The sequence below is a fragment of the Sinorhizobium sp. NG07B genome, assembly GCF_002532005.1.
Taxonomy (GTDB): Bacteria; Pseudomonadota; Alphaproteobacteria; order Rhizobiales; family Rhizobiaceae; genus Sinorhizobium; species Sinorhizobium fredii_C.
On the sequence record NZ_NWTD01000010.1, the window covers coordinates 143,295 to 162,040 of the forward strand.

Annotated in this window: 23 protein-coding genes and 1 pseudogene; 11 read left to right on the forward strand and 13 right to left on the reverse strand. The window is 57.9% G+C overall.

Annotated features, from left to right (window positions below; translation table 11 throughout):
* Window positions 1-32: 32 nt before the first annotated feature.
* A complete protein-coding gene (locus CO664_RS24595; protein WP_097540221.1) occupies window positions 33-803 on the reverse strand; it encodes an SDR family NAD(P)-dependent oxidoreductase in 771 nt (256 codons plus the stop codon).
* A gap of 11 nt (window positions 804-814) precedes the next feature.
* Window positions 815-1,561 carry an SDR family NAD(P)-dependent oxidoreductase gene (locus CO664_RS24600; protein ID WP_097540222.1) on the reverse strand — a complete coding sequence of 249 codons (747 nt, stop codon included), beginning with the start codon at window positions 1,559-1,561 and terminating at the stop codon, window positions 815-817.
* Between the two features lie 722 nt (window positions 1,562-2,283).
* On the opposite strand from CO664_RS24600, the gene CO664_RS31355 reads away from it, so the two are divergent.
* Together CO664_RS31355 and CO664_RS24610 are read left to right on the forward strand one after the other, a co-directional pair.
* A complete protein-coding gene (locus CO664_RS31355) occupies window positions 2,284-2,541 on the forward strand; it encodes a hypothetical protein (RefSeq protein WP_234820330.1) in 258 nt (85 codons plus the stop codon).
* Between the two features lie 327 nt (window positions 2,542-2,868).
* A pseudogene (locus tag CO664_RS24610) lies at window positions 2,869-3,154 on the forward strand (IS30 family transposase); the annotation flags it as partial.
* Between the two features lie 78 nt (window positions 3,155-3,232).
* Here the strand turns inward: CO664_RS24610 and CO664_RS24615 are convergent.
* The 6 genes from CO664_RS24615 to CO664_RS24640 all read right to left on the reverse strand — a co-directional run bounded on the left by CO664_RS24615 (window position 3,233) and on the right by CO664_RS24640 (window position 7,209).
* Entirely contained in the window at window positions 3,233-3,475 is a 243-nt protein-coding gene (locus tag CO664_RS24615; RefSeq protein ID WP_097540224.1) for a hypothetical protein, read from the reverse strand.
* Window positions 3,472-4,047, reverse strand: coding sequence for a hypothetical protein (locus CO664_RS24620; protein ID WP_097540225.1), 576 nt, complete (start codon window positions 4,045-4,047; stop codon window positions 3,472-3,474). The genes CO664_RS24615 and CO664_RS24620 overlap by 4 nt, the downstream gene beginning before the upstream one ends.
* 101 nt (window positions 4,048-4,148) lie before the next feature.
* Window positions 4,149-4,658, reverse strand: coding sequence for a thermonuclease family protein (locus CO664_RS24625; RefSeq protein ID WP_097540226.1), 510 nt, complete (start codon window positions 4,656-4,658; stop codon window positions 4,149-4,151).
* Window positions 4,658-5,458 (reverse strand): hypothetical protein, encoded by an 801-nt coding sequence (locus CO664_RS24630; RefSeq protein ID WP_097540227.1) that lies wholly within the window; start codon window positions 5,456-5,458, stop codon window positions 4,658-4,660. Before CO664_RS24630 ends, CO664_RS24625 begins: the two co-directional genes overlap by 1 nt.
* Window positions 5,459-5,597: 139 nt before the next feature.
* Entirely contained in the window at window positions 5,598-6,239 is a 642-nt protein-coding gene (locus tag CO664_RS24635) for a hypothetical protein (RefSeq protein ID WP_097540228.1), read from the reverse strand.
* A gap of 25 nt (window positions 6,240-6,264) precedes the next feature.
* Window positions 6,265-7,209, reverse strand: a complete 945-nt coding sequence (locus CO664_RS24640) for a hypothetical protein (RefSeq protein ID WP_097540229.1) — start codon at window positions 7,207-7,209, stop codon at window positions 6,265-6,267.
* 538 nt (window positions 7,210-7,747) lie between these two features.
* Between CO664_RS24640 and CO664_RS24645 the strand changes: the two genes are divergently transcribed.
* Window positions 7,748-8,083, forward strand: coding sequence for a hypothetical protein (locus CO664_RS24645; RefSeq protein ID WP_097540230.1), 336 nt, complete (start codon window positions 7,748-7,750; stop codon window positions 8,081-8,083).
* Window positions 8,084-8,164: 81 nt separating this feature from the next.
* Here the strand turns inward: CO664_RS24645 and CO664_RS24650 are convergent, their stop codons facing one another.
* From CO664_RS24650 to CO664_RS24675, 5 genes are all read right to left on the reverse strand, one after another.
* Window positions 8,165-8,581 carry a hypothetical protein gene (locus tag CO664_RS24650; protein WP_097540231.1) on the reverse strand — a complete coding sequence of 139 codons (417 nt, stop codon included), beginning with the start codon at window positions 8,579-8,581 and terminating at the stop codon, window positions 8,165-8,167.
* An 18-nt stretch (window positions 8,582-8,599) separates the two neighbouring features.
* Window positions 8,600-9,181, reverse strand: coding sequence for a hypothetical protein (locus tag CO664_RS24655; protein WP_097540254.1), 582 nt, complete (start codon window positions 9,179-9,181; stop codon window positions 8,600-8,602).
* Window positions 9,182-9,586: 405 nt separating this feature from the next.
* Complete coding sequence (locus tag CO664_RS24665; protein ID WP_097540232.1) at window positions 9,587-10,288, reverse strand: thermonuclease family protein; 702 nt, start codon at window positions 10,286-10,288, stop codon at window positions 9,587-9,589.
* Window positions 10,285-10,821 (reverse strand): succinoglycan biosynthesis protein exoi, encoded by a 537-nt coding sequence (locus tag CO664_RS24670; RefSeq protein ID WP_097540233.1) that lies wholly within the window; start codon window positions 10,819-10,821, stop codon window positions 10,285-10,287. The genes CO664_RS24665 and CO664_RS24670 overlap by 4 nt, the downstream gene beginning before the upstream one ends.
* Complete coding sequence (locus CO664_RS24675; RefSeq protein WP_097540234.1) at window positions 10,818-11,426, reverse strand: hypothetical protein; 609 nt, start codon at window positions 11,424-11,426, stop codon at window positions 10,818-10,820. The genes CO664_RS24670 and CO664_RS24675 overlap by 4 nt, the downstream gene beginning before the upstream one ends.
* A 223-nt stretch (window positions 11,427-11,649) precedes the next feature.
* Here CO664_RS24675 and CO664_RS24680 point away from each other — a divergent pair, with 223 nt between their 5' ends.
* From CO664_RS24680 to CO664_RS24715, 8 genes are read left to right on the forward strand one after another with little or no spacing between them, the layout of a single operon-like run.
* Window positions 11,650-12,558 carry a lytic transglycosylase domain-containing protein gene (locus CO664_RS24680; protein WP_234820335.1) on the forward strand — a complete coding sequence of 303 codons (909 nt, stop codon included), beginning with the start codon at window positions 11,650-11,652 and terminating at the stop codon, window positions 12,556-12,558.
* 11 nt (window positions 12,559-12,569) lie between these two features.
* Window positions 12,570-12,908 (forward strand): TrbC/VirB2 family protein, encoded by a 339-nt coding sequence (locus CO664_RS24685; RefSeq protein WP_097540235.1) that lies wholly within the window; start codon window positions 12,570-12,572, stop codon window positions 12,906-12,908.
* A 3-nt stretch (window positions 12,909-12,911) separates the two neighbouring features.
* Entirely contained in the window at window positions 12,912-13,211 is a 300-nt protein-coding gene (locus CO664_RS24690) for a VirB3 family type IV secretion system protein (RefSeq protein ID WP_097540236.1), read from the forward strand.
* 2 nt (window positions 13,212-13,213) lie between these two features.
* Entirely contained in the window at window positions 13,214-15,673 is a 2,460-nt protein-coding gene (locus CO664_RS24695) for a VirB4 family type IV secretion/conjugal transfer ATPase (RefSeq protein WP_097540237.1), read from the forward strand.
* Window positions 15,670-16,758 carry a lytic transglycosylase domain-containing protein gene (locus CO664_RS24700; protein WP_097540238.1) on the forward strand — a complete coding sequence of 363 codons (1,089 nt, stop codon included), beginning with the start codon at window positions 15,670-15,672 and terminating at the stop codon, window positions 16,756-16,758. Before CO664_RS24695 ends, CO664_RS24700 begins: the two co-directional genes overlap by 4 nt.
* An 11-nt stretch (window positions 16,759-16,769) precedes the next feature.
* Window positions 16,770-17,471, forward strand: coding sequence for a type IV secretion system protein (locus tag CO664_RS24705; RefSeq protein ID WP_097540239.1), 702 nt, complete (start codon window positions 16,770-16,772; stop codon window positions 17,469-17,471).
* Window positions 17,461-17,688: a hypothetical protein gene (locus CO664_RS24710; RefSeq protein ID WP_097540240.1), complete on the forward strand. Its 228-nt coding sequence runs from the start codon at window positions 17,461-17,463 to the stop codon at window positions 17,686-17,688. The genes CO664_RS24705 and CO664_RS24710 overlap by 11 nt, the downstream gene beginning before the upstream one ends.
* A 14-nt stretch (window positions 17,689-17,702) precedes the next feature.
* A complete protein-coding gene (locus CO664_RS24715) occupies window positions 17,703-18,731 on the forward strand; it encodes a type IV secretion system protein (protein WP_097540241.1) in 1,029 nt (342 codons plus the stop codon).
* Window positions 18,732-18,746 lie beyond the last annotated feature (15 nt).

The window sequence follows — 18,746 nt, forward strand, 5'->3', positions numbered from 1 at the left end:
AGTCCTTTCTGTTGCAGGAAGATGGAAACGAGTCAGTGTTGAACGTCGCGCATACGAGAGGCTGCATCGAACCTCCATATGGAACCGTTGGCGATGGGGTTATGTATAATGTGCAGGACTAATTCGGCGAACTCCGCCGGCCGGCCGAGACGCCTCGGGAAAACATTATCCTTGATAAGGCTTTCGAGCACATCACCGCGAATGTCTCCGGCAAGCGACGTGTCGAACATTCCTGGGGCAACGGCGATAACGCGGATACCGAGTGAGCCGAGCTCGCGCGCGGCCGGAAGTGTCATTGCGGCGACTCCTCCTTTTGAAGCCGCGTATCCGGCTTGACCTGACAAGGCGTCGTAGGCAGCGATTGATGCAGTGTTGACGATCACCCCCTGCTCGTTTTCGCTGTCCCCGAAGGTTTCGAAAATATGCTGCGCAAAAAGTCGCATCGTATTAAACGTTCCGACGAGGTTCACATTCACGACGCGTTGGAAACGCTCGAGGTTCGGCGGCGCCGGCCGATCAGCAATCGCTCGAAAGGATCCGAGGATACCGGCGCAATTCACAAGGATCTGAGGAGATCCCACATGCTCTGCCACGGAAAGAAATGCTGTCTCCATGTCGTGTGCTGAGGCTACGTCGCCTGCATAGGCGCGACCACCCGTGGCCCTCGCCGTCTCGCGGAGCGCTTCCTCATTGACGTCAAAAATGGCGAGCTTTGCGCCTGCTTCCGCGAGCGCGATTGCCGTCGCCTTTCCAAGGCCAGACCCGGCGCCAGTTACGATGGCAGTCTTTCCCGTAATCTTCATCACTTATCCCCTCAAACCTGCGGCGGCATCCGCAGGCCACCGTCCTGCCGAATAGTGACGCCATTTATGTAAACCTGGCCCGCAACCGCGACGACGAGCCCAGCAAGCTCCTCGGGCCGTCCAATCCTATTTGGAAGCACCGGAACAAATTTGCTATTACCTCGATCGGCAAGTGCCGAGTTCGGGCCATCACCCTCAAATACGCCGGGTGCAATGCCGACGACGCGAATGCCGAACGGGGCGAATTCCCGGGCAAGCTGCGTCGTTAATGAGACGATGGCGCCGCTAGACGCTGCATGTGCAACCTGACGTGCCCGCCCCTCAAAAGCAGAGATCGAGGCGATGTTGACAATTACTCCCCTTTCGCCATCCGCTTCCGCATCCACAGCTTTCAGATGATGCGCCGCGACCCGAATGACGTTGAAAGCCGAGATGAGGTGAGCTGAGATCGCGTGCTGGAATTGGCTGAGTGGCATAGGACCACACCGCGAAACCATCGGCCGCTCATCCTCCGCGCTGGCGCAATTGACGACTAACCTCGGCGTGCCTTGCCTCACTTGTAGCTCAGAGAAGGCGGCCTCAACCGCCGCCGCATCACTGAGATCAACCCGGTAGCAAGAAACGCCTTCAATTTCCGTCGCTGTGCCGTCAAAGACGCTGACTGTTGCACCGACTTCTACGAACGTACGCGCGACACTCGAACCGATCGCACCTGCTCCTCCCGAAACCAGAACAGAGCAATGTTTGAACTCTTTCATTTCAGCCTCTTACCTCGCCCGACAGCGTTATCTGATATCGCGCCGCCCCATTTTTCTATCTCTAGGTCAGTTGTTACGTATGTTTGGACGGGTGTCAAGTTGAAAGTTCAGTTCTTTGAAACCCAGGTCCGGCGTCTCTCTGCCGGACCTGCTCGGTAAGCCGCGTCAGCTGATTGTTTCTCCTTAGACCGGCGCTACAGGGACGCAGCGGATGACTGGATAGGCGCCGGTTGACACAGGCGAGAATTCGTCTTTAGAATTCTTTGGACATGCGATTAGAAATTTTGGATAGTCAAACTTAGATGGCATCGAAAAAATACGGAAGCGGACGGTACTCGCCAAATCAGGAGTTCCGCCGCGATGAGGTAATCGACTCCGCTTGTGAAATCCTCAGGGAAAGAGGAGTTTCAGGCGTCAGCGTTCGCTCAGTTGCGGAAAAGGCAGGTCTCAGCAGCGGGGCGATACATTATTACTTCAGGGATATTCAGGAACTCCTCGATCTAGCATACGACAAGCTCACTGATCGGTACTTTGCCAGGATTAGTGCTTTCTCAAGGGCTATCGAAGATCCGGCGGGGTCCTTTTGGCACACTGTCCTGTCTTATATCCAACCCTGGAGCGCGCACTCGAGCATGCCGCTTCTCTGGTGCGAATACTATGTGACTAGCGTCCGTTCGGGGCGAATCGAGGGCGTACGGAATTCCCAAAGGAGAACGGTGTCCATGTTCGAGGCCGCAATGGCCACGTCAGGCCTGCAGTTCGCCGTTTCAGCCGAAGGATTGTTCCGTCATGCTAATGGCGCGGTTCTCAGTATGACCCTGATCCCCGCTAGTATCGACACGCTTATCGGGGAGCTTGCTCAGCTTCTTGGCGTTCCCAAACCGATGTCGGACGTCTTCGCGTGTCGAAATCCGTCCTGTAAGCTTTGCGCGATTGAAGCTAAAGCGCAGTTCGCCGCGACGGACGCGACACAGCATTAGAGGCAATCGACACTTGTTGTGGCCGGATGATCGTAGCGATCAGGCAGAGATTCTTCAAAGTGAATTGTCTGACGGTCGCATCGCATGAGGTGCTCACTCGGTTAAGTCGGCGGCAGCAATCGCAAAAATATGGGGCTTGGCGCTAGAAGACATTCGCTAGCGATATCGTGTTTCAGCTGTTGATGACACCTGTGCCGGAAACTCTGCTAGCTGATCCAGCCGATGCCCATTCGCGCTAAAACTCGGTCTCGTTTAAGTATCTGGTGATAAAATACGCCGATGAGGTGAAGGACGATCAGTCCAATCATAGTGAACGCCGCGATGACGCTGCGCAAGCTCAGGCGCCATCCGCAGTTGCGCGACCTGGTGATCGATCGGCTGAAGGCACATTGGTCGCCGGAACAGATCGCCGGCCGTCTGCTCGCGGACGGCGTGAGTACCGTCCGCGTCTGCGGAGACGATCTATCGCTTCATTTACTGCAAGGAGGATTACGCGCTGGAGCTCTATCGGCATCTACCGGAAGGCCGTCGCAAACGCCGGCGCCGCGGATCTCGCAAGCCCCGCGACGGCTTTATCCCGTTTGACTGCAGGATCAGCCAACGTCCGCCCTACCCTGCACACGTCATTGTTGCACTTGGTTTAGATCCTCCATGAACGTCATCGTTGTCAGTTCGATGGTCTCAGGGTCGTTCATCGAACGGGTCGATCCTTCGAGATGCCATACCTGTTGCCGAGAACGCCGCCAACGAGTGCCAGGATGACGGCTGCCGGCACGCCTGCTGCGCCGCCCATGGCCGCGATGCCTACGCCCCCGACCAGCAAACCGAGAACAGCACCAGCCGAAGCCCCGATCAACGACCAACGTGTCTCGGCAGGACGAGCCTTGGCGGCCGCGGTGACCTTCTGTGCTCCCAAGGATAGCTTCTGCTTCACTTCGCGTTCCAGCCCTTAAGGAAGTCCGTGAAGAAAGCCTTCATCTGCTGCCCAATGTAAGGTGTCATGTCACGAACAATGACTTGAGTGTCAGTGCCGGACGCAATCATGTTCCCACTCCAGAGACTGAGGTCGCCCGCCCGCGGCAGGCTCTCGGGGTCGCTAGGTGCAGCCTCTTTGTCGATGACGTTCGAGTAGAAGTTCTCTGCTGACACTTCAACATAGACAGCCTTGGCGTAGCTGTTCCCCGAGGTCGGTATCGTCTTGATCGTCAGAGTGAGCGGCTTGCCGATCTCATGAGCGATCATCGACCGCCTGAACATGTCGTCACCGACGGAGATGCGATACGGAATCTTCGAGTTCTCGGCGAGATAAGTGAACTCAGTCTTAGCAACGTCGCAGATCGCCTGCACCAACGCCGGATCCGCAGTGTTCTTCTCGCAGGACAGCAGCAGGCCAGTCCATCCCTTGAACTGGTTGATGGAGAACTGGCGTTCTTCGTCGTCTTCCTCAGAGTGTGCCGCAGTAATGATCGTCGCGACGAGCGCGGCGGCTATCGATAATACCTTCATGGATTCCCTCAACCCTGCATTTGCAGAAATCTACTGGAGCCTAATTTTCCGGCAAGTCGATTCACACGAGCGCCCTGCCACCAGCGGGCGGCGGCATGATCTTAACACCACGGCTCTCGACGTCCGCTCCAAGTCCTGGCCAGGCCTTCTTCCACGAGAATGTCACCGAGGCTGCGGCCGTCACGAACAAGCACGCGCAGCTTCCTGCCGTACTGATCTTCGTCGCGCTCCGGCCACGCGCGCATCTCGAACGGCCCCACATTCACCAATTCGATGAAGCGCGCCGTCGCTCTCTCGCCGAGGGCCTTCTCCGAAGCGCACTTCGGCTCGCTCACTTCCGGCGTATCGATGTCGGCCACCCGAATCTTCTCGCCGGCGATGTAGAGGGTATCGCCATCAATGATGCAGTTGCGTTTAACGATGCCGCACCTTGCGAACGTCGAGGCTTGTGCGGTCGGCGCTGAGAACGAGAAATACGTGTAGACCGCTGCCAGCGCCGCAGCGATGCCTACTACGGCAATTAGTGCTGTCGGAGAAGACGGATTTCGTTCGGGGCGCTTGCTCGGCTTTTGATTTTTCCGCTTTCGGAATTGGATGACGTCGCCGCTCATCAGTCTACCTCCAGATCGCAGCTGTTGCCGAATCCGTCGGTGCCCTCGAATTCATCTGCCGACGTCCAGTTGCCCTCAAACTTGGTCGTCAAGCCATTGTCGAACTCAAGCTCTCCGGATGCTTCCTTTGAACCCTGGCATACATCGATTTCGCCGCTAACGCTGTCACTCCCGCAAGTGCCGTCGACCTCAACCGATTTCGTACCGCCGCACTGCATCGCGAGCATTATCAGGTAGTTCTGATATTCGATCTCGGCCTGCGTCATCGGTTCGCACTTTTGACCGACGCGCTTGTAGTTCTGAACACACGCGAAATTGTTGCCAGTGAAGTCGATCTGTGCGTTCTCTGGTACCGAGAACCGTTCGCAAGCATCTCCCCGTCGCTGGAAGCCATAGCTGCACTTCCAGCTATGCCCAGTGAAATCCAACTCAGCGTTCTCCGGCAGGCTGACGGCTACACAGGCTTGACCTTGCTGAAAGAATCCGCGGCTGCAGGTCCAGGAATGGCCTGTGTAATCGAGCACCGCGTTCTCGGGCACTTGCACGGGAACGCATTCCTGCGCCTGTTGCCTAAAGCCGCGATTGCAAGTCCAGGAGTGGCCCGTGTAGTCGAGTTCCGCGTTCGCAGGGATCTGGACTACCACGCAGCCGTTGCCGTTTCTCCTGAAACCTCTATCGCAGTCCCATGAGTTGCCCGTGTAATCGATATGAGCATTGGGCGGCACACCGAGTGCAAATGCTTGCTGAAGCGCGCACCCTAGCAAGAAAAATGCAGCAAGAATCGCGTACTTAGATCTCATTCCACCCCCAATGGATATGTCTGCACGAAATTCGTCATGACCGCACTCGGTCTATGTAGTCTAGACGGCAGTTTGCGAGCCGTTCGGCCGTCGAAACAGGATCGCTGAGCACCTTGTCCAGCCATCCCTCCTGTTCCGGCTATACGGTAGCTACCATCACCATTGCTCGTGCGTCGTTCTGGAAGATGTCTTCTCGGAGCATGCCGCGGTCCTTCCAATCCTTCAGGATATCGACCATCGCCATAGTGTGCGGCATGAATGCCATCAGCTTCGTGATGTCGTGCCCAGCTTCGCGGATGTCGGTCGCCAGCGTCACGAGGGCGATCTGGCTGGCTGTCGCGAACTCATCGTAGCCGCTGCCAAGACTGACGAGCGAGAACGCGTAGCCGTATCGCGTCAGGTAGTAGCCGAGGTGGTGCGTGATCTTCCTGACGTTCTCGAGGCGCTGCGTGCTCACGTCCTCATGCGAGCCTTGCTCTGGGGTGTCCCCCTGCAGGAGGCGCCTACCTTTCGGCGTGGCGAAGAAGAACGTGGTGTCGTCTTCGCCTCGCAGGCGCTTGAAGAAGCCCGCTGACTGACGAGCACTGTCGATTGAATCCGCTGCTACGAGATGGGCGATGGGATCGGTAAGATCGCGCTCGGGAACGCCAACGGCCACGGCGATTTCATTCCATGTCAGGGGCGCGACACGCATGAGTTGCCCACGCACTGAGACTTCCATGCGTCGATCTGGATGCCCGGCTGCGATGGCGGCAAGTAGCCTCTTTTCGAGGGCGTTCATGGGAGGTGGATATGCCATGCTTATTTCACCCGAGCAGAATCTTACCGACGACAAATGCGGCAGCGAACCCCACGATGCTCGTCAGGATGCCGAGGCGGCGCTCGATCTTCACGAGCATGTCCTTCGAGATCTTTGAGATAACATCCGGTGGCAGGTTGTCCATCGAGATAGGTCTGGCGCTGTCCGGCTCGTCCACCTCGTATGGATCTACCTTCGGGATTGCCGTCGGCTTGAACGCCACCGACACGCTCTCGACGCGCGCCCGGGTGACACCGTAGGTCTTGTCGTCGCCACGGAGGAGCAGGCCGTAATCTTTGTGGTGCCAAGGCTCCGACAAACTGGCGTCGACTTCATGTTCGAACAGCTCTGCAACCATGCGCACCGTTGCCTTGCGAACTGGCGCAGCCGTTATCGACAGGCGCTGCATCAAGGCTGAGAACTCAGCCTCGTCGATGTAACCCTCGAGCTGCAGATATGGCTTATCGTGCTCAGAGGCCCATTGGTCGTTCGTCGGATCGAGGTAGAGCAGGGTGCCTGGCTCCCCCGTCATCAGTCCCTCAGGCGGGACGACTTTCGACGCCATGCCCGCGAACCCAACGCCATCCAGTGTTGAGGAACGCTTCTCAACACCAATCTTGCCCTTCGGCAGCGGCTTCACCATGACGTGTACTTCGGAGAACCGGGCTACCTCGCCGTCCGGAACGCGGAAGACGGTTATCGTGTCCTTCGTGGTGCCTCGTGCGGTGAACACCGAGCGCAGCTTGAAGTCCGGAGATCCAGGAGGCCGCTTCTCGTAGTTGTCGTCCTGCCATTCCACTCGGTGGGTGAACTCGATGTCGACTAGATCCAGCCAGATACCCTGCGGCACGCAGGTAGACATGAAGTGTCGACCGTCGGACAGCTTATCGGCATGCTCGATCGTGAAGTTGTTGACCAGCGAGAAATCGCTGGCTTTTGAGAATCTTGACATTGCATCCCCCAGTAGTAGCCGAACACTACTGAGCGACAACTTCTACAGCAAGTCGATTTCCGCCGGCGTTTGCGCCACTCGTCGGCAGCGCACACCATTCTTGGAGGCACCAAGCACAGGGAGGGTCGCATGAGCATGTTTATCGAATGGAAGAGATATTCGGATCAGGATCAGATTCACGGTTACCTCGGCGAAGAGCGCATCTGCGCAGTGATGCCGTGGGATTCGGAGAATGGCAGGTGGCCGTGGCAGCTTCAGCTACTCGTGAATAATTCAACTCACTCAGAGGGGGAGAGTGCCCTCTGTCCTCTCTCCCCCACAAGCACTAAACCGGTCTCCCCATGCTTCGGCCGACGGCCTGCAGCACCGGCCGGCTGCGCCGCCTCGGCCCTTCGGGTGGGTGATCCCCCTCCGGTTTAGCGCTTGTCCCCCTCTCTTCCGCTGTTCCGCACGAGCTCGGGAGCAGGAGCGGGGCTCCTGCCCTCCCCTCGATTTGGGAGGGCAAGGAGTAACCGCCGAGCCTGGAAGAGAGGGTGAGATGACAGAGGATTTTCGAACCGACACCGCGGCTTCATTGGATGCGATGATAGATCGGCATATAGCGGCGCTGAGGGCAACTGTAGATGCCGTGCGCGAATGGGATGGGCGTCGGGCTGCTGGCGACGTGACTAGCGTTGCCTACGCGAATGCTCTGCTCGAGGTGACGAAAGAAGAGGAGGCCGCAAGGCTGAGCATCGTGCAGCACCAGCCGTGCGACGATCGCGAATCAAAGCTGAAGCTGACCCACATTGCAGCCTATCTTTTCGCGACGATGGGTTCGCTCAAGGCGGAAGAAATGGAAGCCGTCATGAGCACCACGGAGCCCCGTCTTTAGCAGGAGCGTCAAAAGGCGAAATCCAGTGCCATTCTGGTTGGGCGAAGGTAAGAATCAAAGCCGCCTCGAAGCGGCTTTTTTCTAATTGATTGTGGCGACCCACTCACCAGACGCTGATTTCGCGAAGCCGACGATCCGATCGATCGGCTGAGCGTCAGGTGCCATCTTGACTGAGGTCATGCAGGCGACGCCTGGCCCTGCCCCAGCCTTGTCACATTGGCCGAGCGCTAAGGAGATTTCCGGGAGATTATTTCGGTCCCAAACCATGGGAGACGCCGCATGCGCCTTTCGATAGGCCGCTAGGGCTTCGGCTTCCGACGGCGCTTCAACGGTCGGGATCGGGCAGAGGGATGGATCTGCGGAGATCGCTGCGACCAATTCGGCCTTCGAGATGGCGTGAGCCTCCACCTTTGGTTCTGACGTCGCTAGAAAGGTGCCGCCGGCGCCAGCGACTATACCGAGGGTCGCTGCGATCGCGATTATGGCGTTCTGGTGCATGGAATCTTCCTTCTGATGCTAGGTGCGGAGATTGAACCAGACGCGTTCTTTGACGCCCTTGTCGTTGGGAATGTCGAAGAACCAGGGATTCGCGCGCCGCGGCCGGGGAGACGTCACCTGGACCTTGCAACCCCTGTTGGCGCGGTTCCCGTAATTGTCGCTGTTGCTGCCGATGGTCCTAACGGTCACGCCGTTACGCTGGTTGTCGCCCTTACCATAAAGGCGATTGATTTCGCCGCGATTCTCGCATCTGTCGACGATGCGGACGCACTGATCCTCTTCAGTTCGGCGAAAGCCACTATCATCGCCATCGCTGCTCGATGTCGGGCGCGAACCTGCGGGGCAGTCCTCGAACTCTTGCCGGCCTGGTTCGCCGGCCTTCGCTTCACGGCAGATGGGCCAGTCGAATCCCGGCTTTGCCATTTCGGTGATGAGCTTCTTCATCGGCGGAACGCAATAGGGAACGCCTTGCCACGACGGATTTTGAGAGGCAGCGCAAAGGAGAATCTGGCAGCCCCAGGAAGCATCTTGTGCCTTTGCTCCTGTAGGGGCGAAGGCAAGCGCGGCAAGACCGGCTGCCGCATAAAGCAGGTGTTTCATGTCAGTGGCCCTCATGATGGTTGCGACTAGAGGCGGCCGATCGACGAAAAGCTTGTCGAGCGGTGTGACGTGTTGCAGTCGGTCGCCGGCCGCATAGATGACGGCGGCAAGGAGCGCGGAGGCTGAGAACCAGAAGATCCCGATGCGAAAGACCAGCGGCTGATTGGGGATGTCCCGGCAAAGCGGCGGGAAGGCGAAGATACCTACCAGAAAGCTGTCGAGCGCCAGGTGACGACGATCGAGAAAGAAAATTGAAGCGATCAGGAGCAAGACCGCTAGCGGCGCATGCACCCACCAGACTTTTTCCGAAACGACGATGAGTGCAAACGATATGGGAATGGCGAGCATGAGGCTCGCCACGGGGTCGGTTGCGAACGAGTTCGCAATATGGAGGAAGTCCGGCAATTATCGGTCGGTCCTCTTCGGTTTTCTCCGGGCGTCGATAAATGGAGGGGAAATCTCGCTCTCGCGCTCTACAAGGAGATTGAAATCAGCGATCGGCTGGCGGCCTAACGTCCTGTCCACTGCCTTTCGGCGCCACTCGTTCATGTCGAGAACATAAGTGGCCCACATGCCATAGCGGGCCGCCATCGCGTGCTGCTGATAGGCGAGATACTGGCTGTTGTAGGAGTATGGAGACGCGACACGCGCCCAACCGACACGAAGCATCTCAACTGCAACATCGCGCCCGCTCAATGTGCAACGAGCCTGCGGGATTCCGTCATGACCATAGGAGACGATCCTGCATTCCACAGGCTTATTGCCCACCGTCCTCTTGAGCCAAGCTTTTGCCAACGGGCCGCATGGTACGGGCGAAGGGGCTCTCTGCTGCTCGCGATTCACCCACTTCGGATCAATAGCCCATTGAGAAAGCTCGCAAGCGTCGATGTCGACGAGCCGAACGCGCTCCGCGTACTGGGGATACCATAGAGTCCGGCCGTCCATGACCGTGACCCGCCCTTTGTAGACTGGATTCTGATAAACCGGAGCATCGGTCCAGGTCTGCTGCTGTCCGATCGGTGCGGCCGACTTCCTGACGAAATCGGCGGCCGTTGCTGGTTGGGCAGTTGCAGCAAGAACGGCGGCTGCGGCTAGGTATCGCTTCATTGATCTGCCTTTTTGTTTCGGGCATTCACCTCGCGGCTCAAGAGGATGGCCGGGTGCTGGACGTCTTCGAACTGCCAGAGGCCGGCCTTCTTGTCGCGAGCAAGTTTCTCGGCCACGGCATAGGGCACGTGATAAGGCATGCCCTCTTTGTTGAGGGCTGCGAAGGCGTATCCGCTGGTGATCAGGACGTTGGCCAGGTCAAGCCGCTGTTTTCCGACTGTGGCATAGCAGACGACGTAAGCGATACCGTCCGTCTTCACTACGGGCGCGCAAACCGGTTTGGTGTCTTTGATATAAGCCGCAAGCACGGCAAGGGACACCTCGCCGCAGTCGCGTTTCTGCCCGTGTTTGTCCGTGTAGGCAGTGCCACGCAAACAGGATTGAACGCCATAGAGGCGGAAGCGCTCACCACTGGAAACCCACGTATCGCCGGTTTCCAGGGTGACGCCGGGCAGGAGATGGAAATATCCCTCCGGCGCTGCTGCGGCTGAAGTTGGCAGGAGGGCGGACAGAAGGAAAAGAGCCTTTCTCATTGACCCTTGACCCTCGGATCAGCCCACATTCCGAAGGAGCCTTTCTGGCCGATCTCCTGCGCCTTGGCGAGGTCCGGCCGAACGGGCGTGCCATCCGGCTTTTTCGCAAGGCGCAGTGCGCCTAACGATAGAAGCTGCTCCTCGAACATATCGACGGAATCGAGACTGCCGGGGAAATTGTAGTAGCCGTAGCAGGTCGCGTTTTGAACGGGCGCCCCTTGCTCGCTGACGAAGGCGCGGCAGAAGACGACCTTAGGGTTTTGCAGCAAGATTTGTAGCTGCTGCTGCGCATAGTCGGTGCAGCTCCCCGCGAAGTCTTCACTACGATTGACCATTTCACCTTTGCAAGGCTCCAGGCCAAATAGGTGCAGCGTCGTTTTGTCGTCCACACGGATGTCGGTTGGCGAGACGGCCTTGAATCCAGCCGTTGTTGCATAGCCCTTCCTGTCGGCAACCTTTCCGCTTTCGTCGTAATATTCCACCACGAGCACCGTCTTTCCTGGCGCTGCTAGCGATTTGATGTAGTCCTTGTCGATGTCCATCACGGACAAAGCGGGTGTTGCCATCACGCAACTTGCGAGTGCGGCAATGATGGTCCGTTTCATTTTCTAGCCCTTACCCATATTGGCGCCGTCTGTTTCCCTGCAATAGGGGGTTTAAGTGTGCTGCAAAAAGTTGTATCGCTGAGCCAAATCGGTATCATGCGATCACCAACTTACTCGGTTTTTATTTCGATCACAACACCGCATGGTTAGGCGGGGGACAATGGCAAAAGGGGCTAGATTTTTAGACTTTCGCGAACACGCCATGTTGGCGGGAGCTGCCTTTTTGACGATTAGTTGGAGCGGAATTTCTCTGGCCCAAGATGGTGCAAAATCTGCAAATTTCATAAGTAAACAGAGCACTTGGCCGGTTCACAAGGAGGCTGATCTTGCAACGAACTTCGATGAACGCTGGGGCGGATCGGACAAGGAGTTTGTGCTTGGTGCCGATGGCATCGTGAAGCAGGGAAGTAAGGCGCAAGAAAAGCCTGATCAAAACCCCCATAATTCCGGGGGTGCGATCAAAATTGGCTCAACTTTGAGCAGCTACGCTCCCTCTGTGAGGGCTTCAATCGATGCACAAGATCCGGCGGTTCCAACCGGCACATTGAGCCAAATTGGCGCAGCTCAACCGAAAAATCCCGACACGAAAGACGTGCATGAATGTGGCCCATCTCCGCTAAGGCCAGATGAAATTAAGGCACTGGTTGTACAGACGGCGCGCAAATATAGCGTCGACGAGGTATTTGCGGCGGCCATCGCATGGGCGGAAAGCGGCTTTGATCAAAGCCGCAATTCGCCGAAGGGCGCACGCGGACCGATGCAATTGATACCCGCCACTGCTGCGCGCTTCGGGGTGAAGGATATTTGCGACCCCGCTCAGAACATTGAGGGCGGGATGAAATACCTGCGCGTGCTTCTCGATGAGTTTCAAAACCCCCTCCTCGTCGCGGCTGCCTACAACAGCGGCGAACAGCGGATCTACGAGCACGGCGGCATTCCTCCGTTCAAGGAAACAGTCGGGTACGTCGCCAAGGTGGTGAATTACCAGCTCGGGCTGCCAATGCCGTCGGCAAAAGGCAAGGCGAGAACGGCCGCTCCGCAAGCGGTCTCGGATGCGAGTGACAGCGGGGACACCGGTGTCATCGCCGTGAAGAAGACCGGCACGTTTGTCGGCGGTGTCATGCACTTTTGAAGGAGAGAAGTATGCAGTTTGAAATGCAAACGAGGAAGTCTCAGGCGGTGAAGCTCGCAGCCACGCTCGGCATTGTGGCGGCATACCAAGTCGCGGGCGCTGATATTGCTCTCGCGCAGAGTGCAGGCGGCGCCTTCGGACCGCTGCAGACGGCGGTACAGATGATCGTCGATTTCATCACAGGCCCGTTCGGTCGGCTGCTCGCGATCATAGCCGTTATCGGCCTTGGCTTTCTGGCATTCGCCGGTCGCTTGTCATGGTTCACGGCCGGCGCGGTCGTGATGGGAATCGGTCTGGTGTTTGGCGCACCGGCGATCGTCGACGAGATGATCTCGGCGGTCGGCCAGTGACCGATGAGTGAGTTTCAGGACGAAAAACCAGCTCTGACGCCGTTGGTGATCGGGTTAACCCGGTCCCCAACGCTTTGGGGCGTGCCCTACATGGCGGTGGTGCTGATCGTTGGCGTCACCGTTATCGGCTGGCTTGCAACGGACGACCTCCTGGCGTTGCTCATCGCGCCGGTTGCTTACCTCGTCCTGTTCTCTCTCTGCACCTGGGACAACAGGATCCTCGATGTGATGCAGGTGACGTCTCGCAAGACGCCCCGCACGCCCAACAAGCGCTTTTGGGGCACCAACTCCTACGGACCGTGACCATGCTGAAAGTCGTTAAAGAAGAGCTTGGATTCGGCCGGGTCGCCAGCAATGAGCGGCCCATGTCGACTCATATTCCGTATCTCCGACACGTCTCCGACACAGTGATCGGGCTGGAAAACGGATCGCTTCTAAGCGTCATCAAACTCGATGGACTGTTCTTCCAGACGGAGGACCAGGCTGAACTCAACATGCGGTCGGTCGTCCAGAACACGATGATCCGTGCCTTGGGGTCGAGCCGCTATTCTCTTTGGTCGACCGTGATCCGGAGAGAGGTCGAAACGCAGATCGGTGGCGCGTTCGACGAACCATTCTGCGACCTGTTGAACAAGCGTTACATGGGGCAACTGCGCCACAAGCGCATGTTTACGAACGAAATATACTTGACGGTCGTGCGGTCTGGGATGCGGGGCGCCCTCGGCGTCGGCGACTCGTTGAAGAGGCTCTTTGACAAGGCAAACAGGGACGCTCGGGTCCAGCAAACGCGCGAAGATGTTACGGAGCTCGAGGAGCTGATCGGCAACATCATCCGCGATCTGCACAAGTATGGAGCCCGGGCGCTCGGAATTACCTATCGTCGCAGGAATGACGACGAGGCCAAGATTGAGGGGCGTGAAGAGAAGGAGAAAGGTGATCCCTACTCCGAGCCCTGCGAGTTCTTCAATGCGATCCTGAGCTGCGGCGTGCCGCGCAAGATGCGCCTGCCCCGGATGGGCATTCGCAATTATGTCGGAACTTCGCGACTGCATTTCAGCAAGCGGACGATGCAGGCTCAAGCGGCTGTCGATGAAGACACCCGCTTTGGGGCGCTGCTGTCCATCAAGGAATATCCGCCCTTCACCGGGCCGGGAATGTTGGACGGCCTGCTGCAGGTGAACCACGAATTCATTCTGACGCAATCCTTCACCATCGCCGACAAGCCAATCGCTCAAGAACGTATTAGTCGATTGCAGAGGCAGATCAGAGCCTCGGACGAGTCCGGTAGCTCAGTCGAACAGGATATCGACTATGCGCTCAATAGCCTGATGAACCAGGAAGCCGTTTTCGGCTTCCACCATCTTTCGCTCCTATGCCTCTCCCGCGATCTCCCGGGCCTTAGCCGCACCGTTTCCGAACTCGGTGCTTGCCTCACCGACATGAACCTCACCTGGCTTCGCGAGGATCTGAACCTCGAAGCGGGATTTTGGGCGCAACTGCCCGGCAATCACAGCTACATTGCTCGCAAAGCAATGCTGTCGAGCGCGAATTTTTCCGGCCTGTCCTCGATGCACAACTTCGCGACGGGCCAGGCGGATCGCACCCATTGGGGATTGCCGATCACGATCCTCGAAACCACGTCGCAAACGCCGTACTGGTTCAATTTCCATCGCCGCGACATCGGCCACTTCCTTGTCACCGGGCCGACCGGCTCCGGCAAAACAGTTGCCCTTACTTTCCTGCTGGCGCAGGCCATGCGCGTTTCACCGACGCCAAAGGCGGTGTTCTTCGACAAGGACCGTGGCGCGGAGATTTTTGTGCGAGCGATCGGCGGCTCCTATGAGGTTCTGTCGCCGGGGACGCCAACGGGCTTTAACCCCCTCCAGCTTGAAAACACCGGCCCTAATCGCGAATTCCTCCTTCGCCTTCTGAAGGCGATGCTGCGCTCCGGCGACCGCAGCGACTTCACCCAGGAGGACGAGGATACGCTTGAAAGGGCAATCGTCCGCTTGATGCAGGAACCAGCGGCGGAGCGGAATCTGCCGAACCTGGCCGGCCTGCTGGTGGGTCGCTCGCGAGCGGACGCCAACGACCTTCACGCACGCCTTCGCCCCTGGATCGAGGGCGAAAAGGCGTGGCTGTTCAACGCTCCGCACGACGTGCTCTCCTTCTCTGGTCGGAGCGTCTTTGGGTTCGACATGACGAACATCCTCGGGAACGAGGATCTTCGCACACCGGCGCTGATGTACCTCTATCATCGTCTGGACGAGCTGCTCGATGGAAACCCGGTCATGTTTTTCATGGACGAGGGCTGGCAGCTCCTCATGGACGAGACCTTTTCGGCGTTCATCGTCGACAAGATGAAAACCATCCGAAAGCTCAACGGCATTGTCGGCTTCGGCACTCAGTCCGCAGCGGATATCGCGAAGGCGAAAGCCTCGCATACGCTGATCGAGCAGTCAGCGACCAACATTCACTTCCCAAATCCTCGGGCTGACGAAGAGAGCTACATCAAGCGCTTTGGCCTGACGGTGAAGGAATTCAACTTCATCAAGAACACCCCGCCCGAAAAGCGAACCTTCCTGATCAAGCACGGCAATGACTCGGTCATCGCTCGGCTCGATCTCTCCACGATGCCCGATCTCGTGAAGGTGCTTTCCGGACGCAAGGAGACTGTCGAGGAGTGCGCAGCGCTTCGAGAAAGATATGGCGACGAGCCTGAGAATTGGCTGGCTGATTTTTGCGGATGGGAGAAAGCCGAATGAGGAAGAGTCCTGCTTTGTGGGTGATTTCGTCGCTGACGCTCGGCGCAGCCGGGCCGGCGCTCTCTCAAGTGCCGGTGATTGATGGCAAGGTGCTTGAGACCGATACCAAACGCGACCAGACGACGACGGAAATCGAGAAGACGGATAGTGATCGTCACACCGTCAGCAAAAGCGTGACCTGCTCGATGTATCGCCCAGGCCGAAGCGGTGACGCGGCTTCGGCTGCGACTGCAAACCCGGAAATTACCGGGCTGGTGAAGCGAGTGGCCCAAGAGGAAGGCGTTGATGAAAACCTCTTCATGGCGCTCGTCTATCAGGAAAGCCGGTTCAATCCATGTGCGAAATCGCCCGTCGGCGCGATCGGCCTGTCACAGCTCATGCCGGGTACGGCGAAGGATCTCGGGGTTAATCCTTATGACATGGAAGACAACCTTCGGGGCGGCGCGCGCTATCTGAAGCAACAGCTTCGCCGATTCAACGGCAACACCAATCTGGCGCTGGCCGCCTACAACGCGGGACCTGGCCGCGTCCAGGAATATGGCGGCATACCTCCCTTCAAGGAAACGCAGGGGTATGTGGCGAACATCACCCAAAAGTGGTTACCAGCTTTCGGCGGTTCCGACGTGGCCAATATTCCTGCGAACTATGGCGGCGGCTCCACGGCTTTTACCGGCATGCGAGACTCCACGATCAACTCAATGGCGACTTCGCAGGCGATCGGGGAAAGCAGCGGGAACGTAGCCTCCTGGCTGCAACAATTGGGCGCAATGTCCAGTGGCACGATTCAAGACAGTTGGGACCACAACACCGGCGCGCGTAATGCCAATCTCGAAATGATGAACCAGGTTATCCGGCTCGGCACGACGATGGCGGACCTCATGAATTCTCGAAATGCGGTTGATGTCAGCGGCCTGTCCGGCTCCGCGCGCACCAGCGAAATCAAGAACGATGACGACGAGGAGGATCGCGAAACAACCGGCGTTTGCGATCCCCGTGAGGGGCTTGAATGGAGTCCGACTGAAAAGGCTTGCGTCCAGAAGCGGGAGCGCGAAGCCAATGTAGATCTGATGTTGACCGCTCAATGAGGAGAACTGCCATGAAACGTTTGCTTTTAACGGCGTGCTCGGTGGCCCTTGCGTCCGGAGCTTTCGCGCAAGTCCCGGTCATCGACGCTGCTAACCTCGAGATCGCTCAGAGGACGTCGACGACGACCGATCAAATTCTCGGGACAAATAAGGAAGTCCTGAAAACGGTCCAGGAGACCCTTCAGGCGGTGACCGGCGATCGCGGTAGCGATGCTAACCAGATGCAGAACCTTGCCGTTGGCAATGGATTCAGCGTCTCCCAAATGCCGTCTTTCGATAGCCTCATGACGGGCGGCGTTCCGAACTTCGGAAGCATGGGCGGCGATGTTGCCAATGTCGCAACGAACTTCATCAACGGCCTGCAATTGGTGAAAAACCTCTCCGGTCAGGCAGGCAGCTCGTTCTCAGGCGACAAGTCCTATGAAGAGATGGTGAATACCGTTCTCGGTGTTGCGGCGCTCGTGAATGGCTCGCAACAGGCCGTCCAGACACGCCGCACTTCGTTCGAGCAGGCAGGTGCAAATATCGGCCAGGCTAACGACATCAAAGGTTCGATCGATCAGAACACTCAGCTTCAGGTGCAGGCTGGCCTGACGATCAACGAATTGATCGGCGTCATGAACGGCGCCGTGTCGTCGCTCCAGGCCGATAACCAACGCCGCCTGACGGATATTTCCAACACGAAGAAGGTCCTCACCTACAGTGATCAGTAATATCACCACCACGGCAAAGGTTCTGGTTCCTGTGCTGATCGCGGTCGGCCTCGCCGGCTGCGGTACAGCAGCGAAGGAAAAGACCGCACCCTGCAAGAGACCAGCCAACCTGACCTCTTACGCGCCGGATCCTCGCCAGGAATGCGGTCCGATGATGAGCGTCAACGGTGATGCTGCGGCAGCCGTAGCGGCGATCGAGGCCATGGCGGCTGAATAAGGGCGGTTGGCACGATGCACGATTTCTTAGGCGAGCTGCTGGACAGAATTGAACAGACAGGCGCGAATTTCTCTTCGAGAGCTTACGGGATTGTTGGCGATGAAATCGTGCCGCTGCTCACCATCATGTTCATCGCCTATGTTGGCTATTATGGGCTGCAACTCTTCCTGGGGACGGCCCGCGTCAGCGTCGGCGAGATCATTGGCCGCGTAGCCCGAATGTTGCTCATCCTGGCGCTGATCAGGGAGTGGGACTACTTCAACTCGCTTTTCTATTCCTGGCTGAACAACACGCCGGAAGACGTCGGCCGGGCGATTCTGACCGCCACAGGAACAGGCATCACAGAGCCGACAAACGGCCTGTCGATGATCTGGAAAACGGCAAACGACGCTGCTTCCGCTTTTGCGGAGCAGTCCGGCTACTTAACAATTCTCCCCTCCATGGTCGGTTTTCTGATCATGTTTGCAGTGGGGGTCTTCATTGCCGTGGCGCTGGCGATTCTGCTGCTTGCCAAGGTGATGATGTGGGTCCTGATCGGAACCGCTCCAATCTTCATCGGCTGCATGCTCTTCGATCAAACGAGAGGTTTGGGCGTAGCCTGGTTTCAACAGGTGCTGATGTATGCGCTGATCCCTCTGTTCGTTTATGTCGTGGCCGCATTCCTGATCTCGGCCATGGACCCGGAACTGACGAAAGTCGCGAGCGCTGCGAGCCAGCGGCGGCTTCAGCTTAGCGATGTTGCTGCCTTCCTGCTGCTCTGCGCTGCAGGCGCATTTGTCCTCTTCAACATTCAGGTACTCGCGCAGGGCATTACTGGCGGTGTAGCGGCCGGCATTGGAAACGCTGCACGCGCTGTTGGCCGATGGGCCGGCGTATCGGCACCAATATCCGCATTGTCCGGAGGGCAACGGCTGGCGGGAGCCATTGGCAACGCCGGCATGCAAGCCAGGGCGCGCACGCAGGAGGGCATGAGAACCAATATTCGAAACGCCAGTGCTGAGGCGATGCAAAACCGCATAAGCAGCAACAGCATGCCTCGCTGAGGCGGAGTGTAAGGG

What these genes read in the sequence shown, in the direction of transcription:
- CO664_RS24655 (WP_097540254.1), bottom strand. Translation starts at nt 9,181, where the DNA reads ATGAAACACCTGCTTTATGCGGCAGCCGGTCTTGCCGCGCTTGCCTTC.
- CO664_RS24695 (WP_097540237.1), top strand. Translation starts at nt 13,214, where the DNA reads ATGCTGAAAGTCGTTAAAGAAGAGCTTGGATTCGGCCGGGTCGCCAGC.
- CO664_RS24630 (WP_097540227.1), bottom strand. Translation starts at nt 5,458, where the DNA reads ATGAGATCTAAGTACGCGATTCTTGCTGCATTTTTCTTGCTAGGGTGC.
- CO664_RS24690 (WP_097540236.1), top strand. Translation starts at nt 12,912, where the DNA reads ATGAGTGAGTTTCAGGACGAAAAACCAGCTCTGACGCCGTTGGTGATC.
- CO664_RS24715 (WP_097540241.1), top strand. Translation starts at nt 17,703, where the DNA reads ATGCACGATTTCTTAGGCGAGCTGCTGGACAGAATTGAACAGACAGGC.
- CO664_RS24620 (WP_097540225.1), bottom strand. Translation starts at nt 4,047, where the DNA reads ATGAAGGTATTATCGATAGCCGCCGCGCTCGTCGCGACGATCATTACT.
- CO664_RS24625 (WP_097540226.1), bottom strand. Translation starts at nt 4,658, where the DNA reads ATGAGCGGCGACGTCATCCAATTCCGAAAGCGGAAAAATCAAAAGCCG.
- CO664_RS24600 (WP_097540222.1), bottom strand. Translation starts at nt 1,561, where the DNA reads ATGAAAGAGTTCAAACATTGCTCTGTTCTGGTTTCGGGAGGAGCAGGT.
- CO664_RS24650 (WP_097540231.1), bottom strand. Translation starts at nt 8,581, where the DNA reads ATGCACCAGAACGCCATAATCGCGATCGCAGCGACCCTCGGTATAGTC.
- CO664_RS24700 (WP_097540238.1), top strand. Translation starts at nt 15,670, where the DNA reads ATGAGGAAGAGTCCTGCTTTGTGGGTGATTTCGTCGCTGACGCTCGGC.
- CO664_RS24665 (WP_097540232.1), bottom strand. Translation starts at nt 10,288, where the DNA reads ATGAAGCGATACCTAGCCGCAGCCGCCGTTCTTGCTGCAACTGCCCAA.
- CO664_RS24685 (WP_097540235.1), top strand. Translation starts at nt 12,570, where the DNA reads ATGCAGTTTGAAATGCAAACGAGGAAGTCTCAGGCGGTGAAGCTCGCA.
- CO664_RS24675 (WP_097540234.1), bottom strand. Translation starts at nt 11,426, where the DNA reads ATGAAACGGACCATCATTGCCGCACTCGCAAGTTGCGTGATGGCAACA.
- CO664_RS31355 (WP_234820330.1), top strand. Translation starts at nt 2,284, where the DNA reads ATGTTCGAGGCCGCAATGGCCACGTCAGGCCTGCAGTTCGCCGTTTCA.
- CO664_RS24635 (WP_097540228.1), bottom strand. Translation starts at nt 6,239, where the DNA reads ATGAACGCCCTCGAAAAGAGGCTACTTGCCGCCATCGCAGCCGGGCAT.
- CO664_RS24705 (WP_097540239.1), top strand. Translation starts at nt 16,770, where the DNA reads ATGAAACGTTTGCTTTTAACGGCGTGCTCGGTGGCCCTTGCGTCCGGA.
- CO664_RS24595 (WP_097540221.1), bottom strand. Translation starts at nt 803, where the DNA reads ATGAAGATTACGGGAAAGACTGCCATCGTAACTGGCGCCGGGTCTGGC.
- CO664_RS24645 (WP_097540230.1), top strand. Translation starts at nt 7,748, where the DNA reads ATGACAGAGGATTTTCGAACCGACACCGCGGCTTCATTGGATGCGATG.
- CO664_RS24640 (WP_097540229.1), bottom strand. Translation starts at nt 7,209, where the DNA reads ATGTCAAGATTCTCAAAAGCCAGCGATTTCTCGCTGGTCAACAACTTC.
- CO664_RS24670 (WP_097540233.1), bottom strand. Translation starts at nt 10,821, where the DNA reads ATGAGAAAGGCTCTTTTCCTTCTGTCCGCCCTCCTGCCAACTTCAGCC.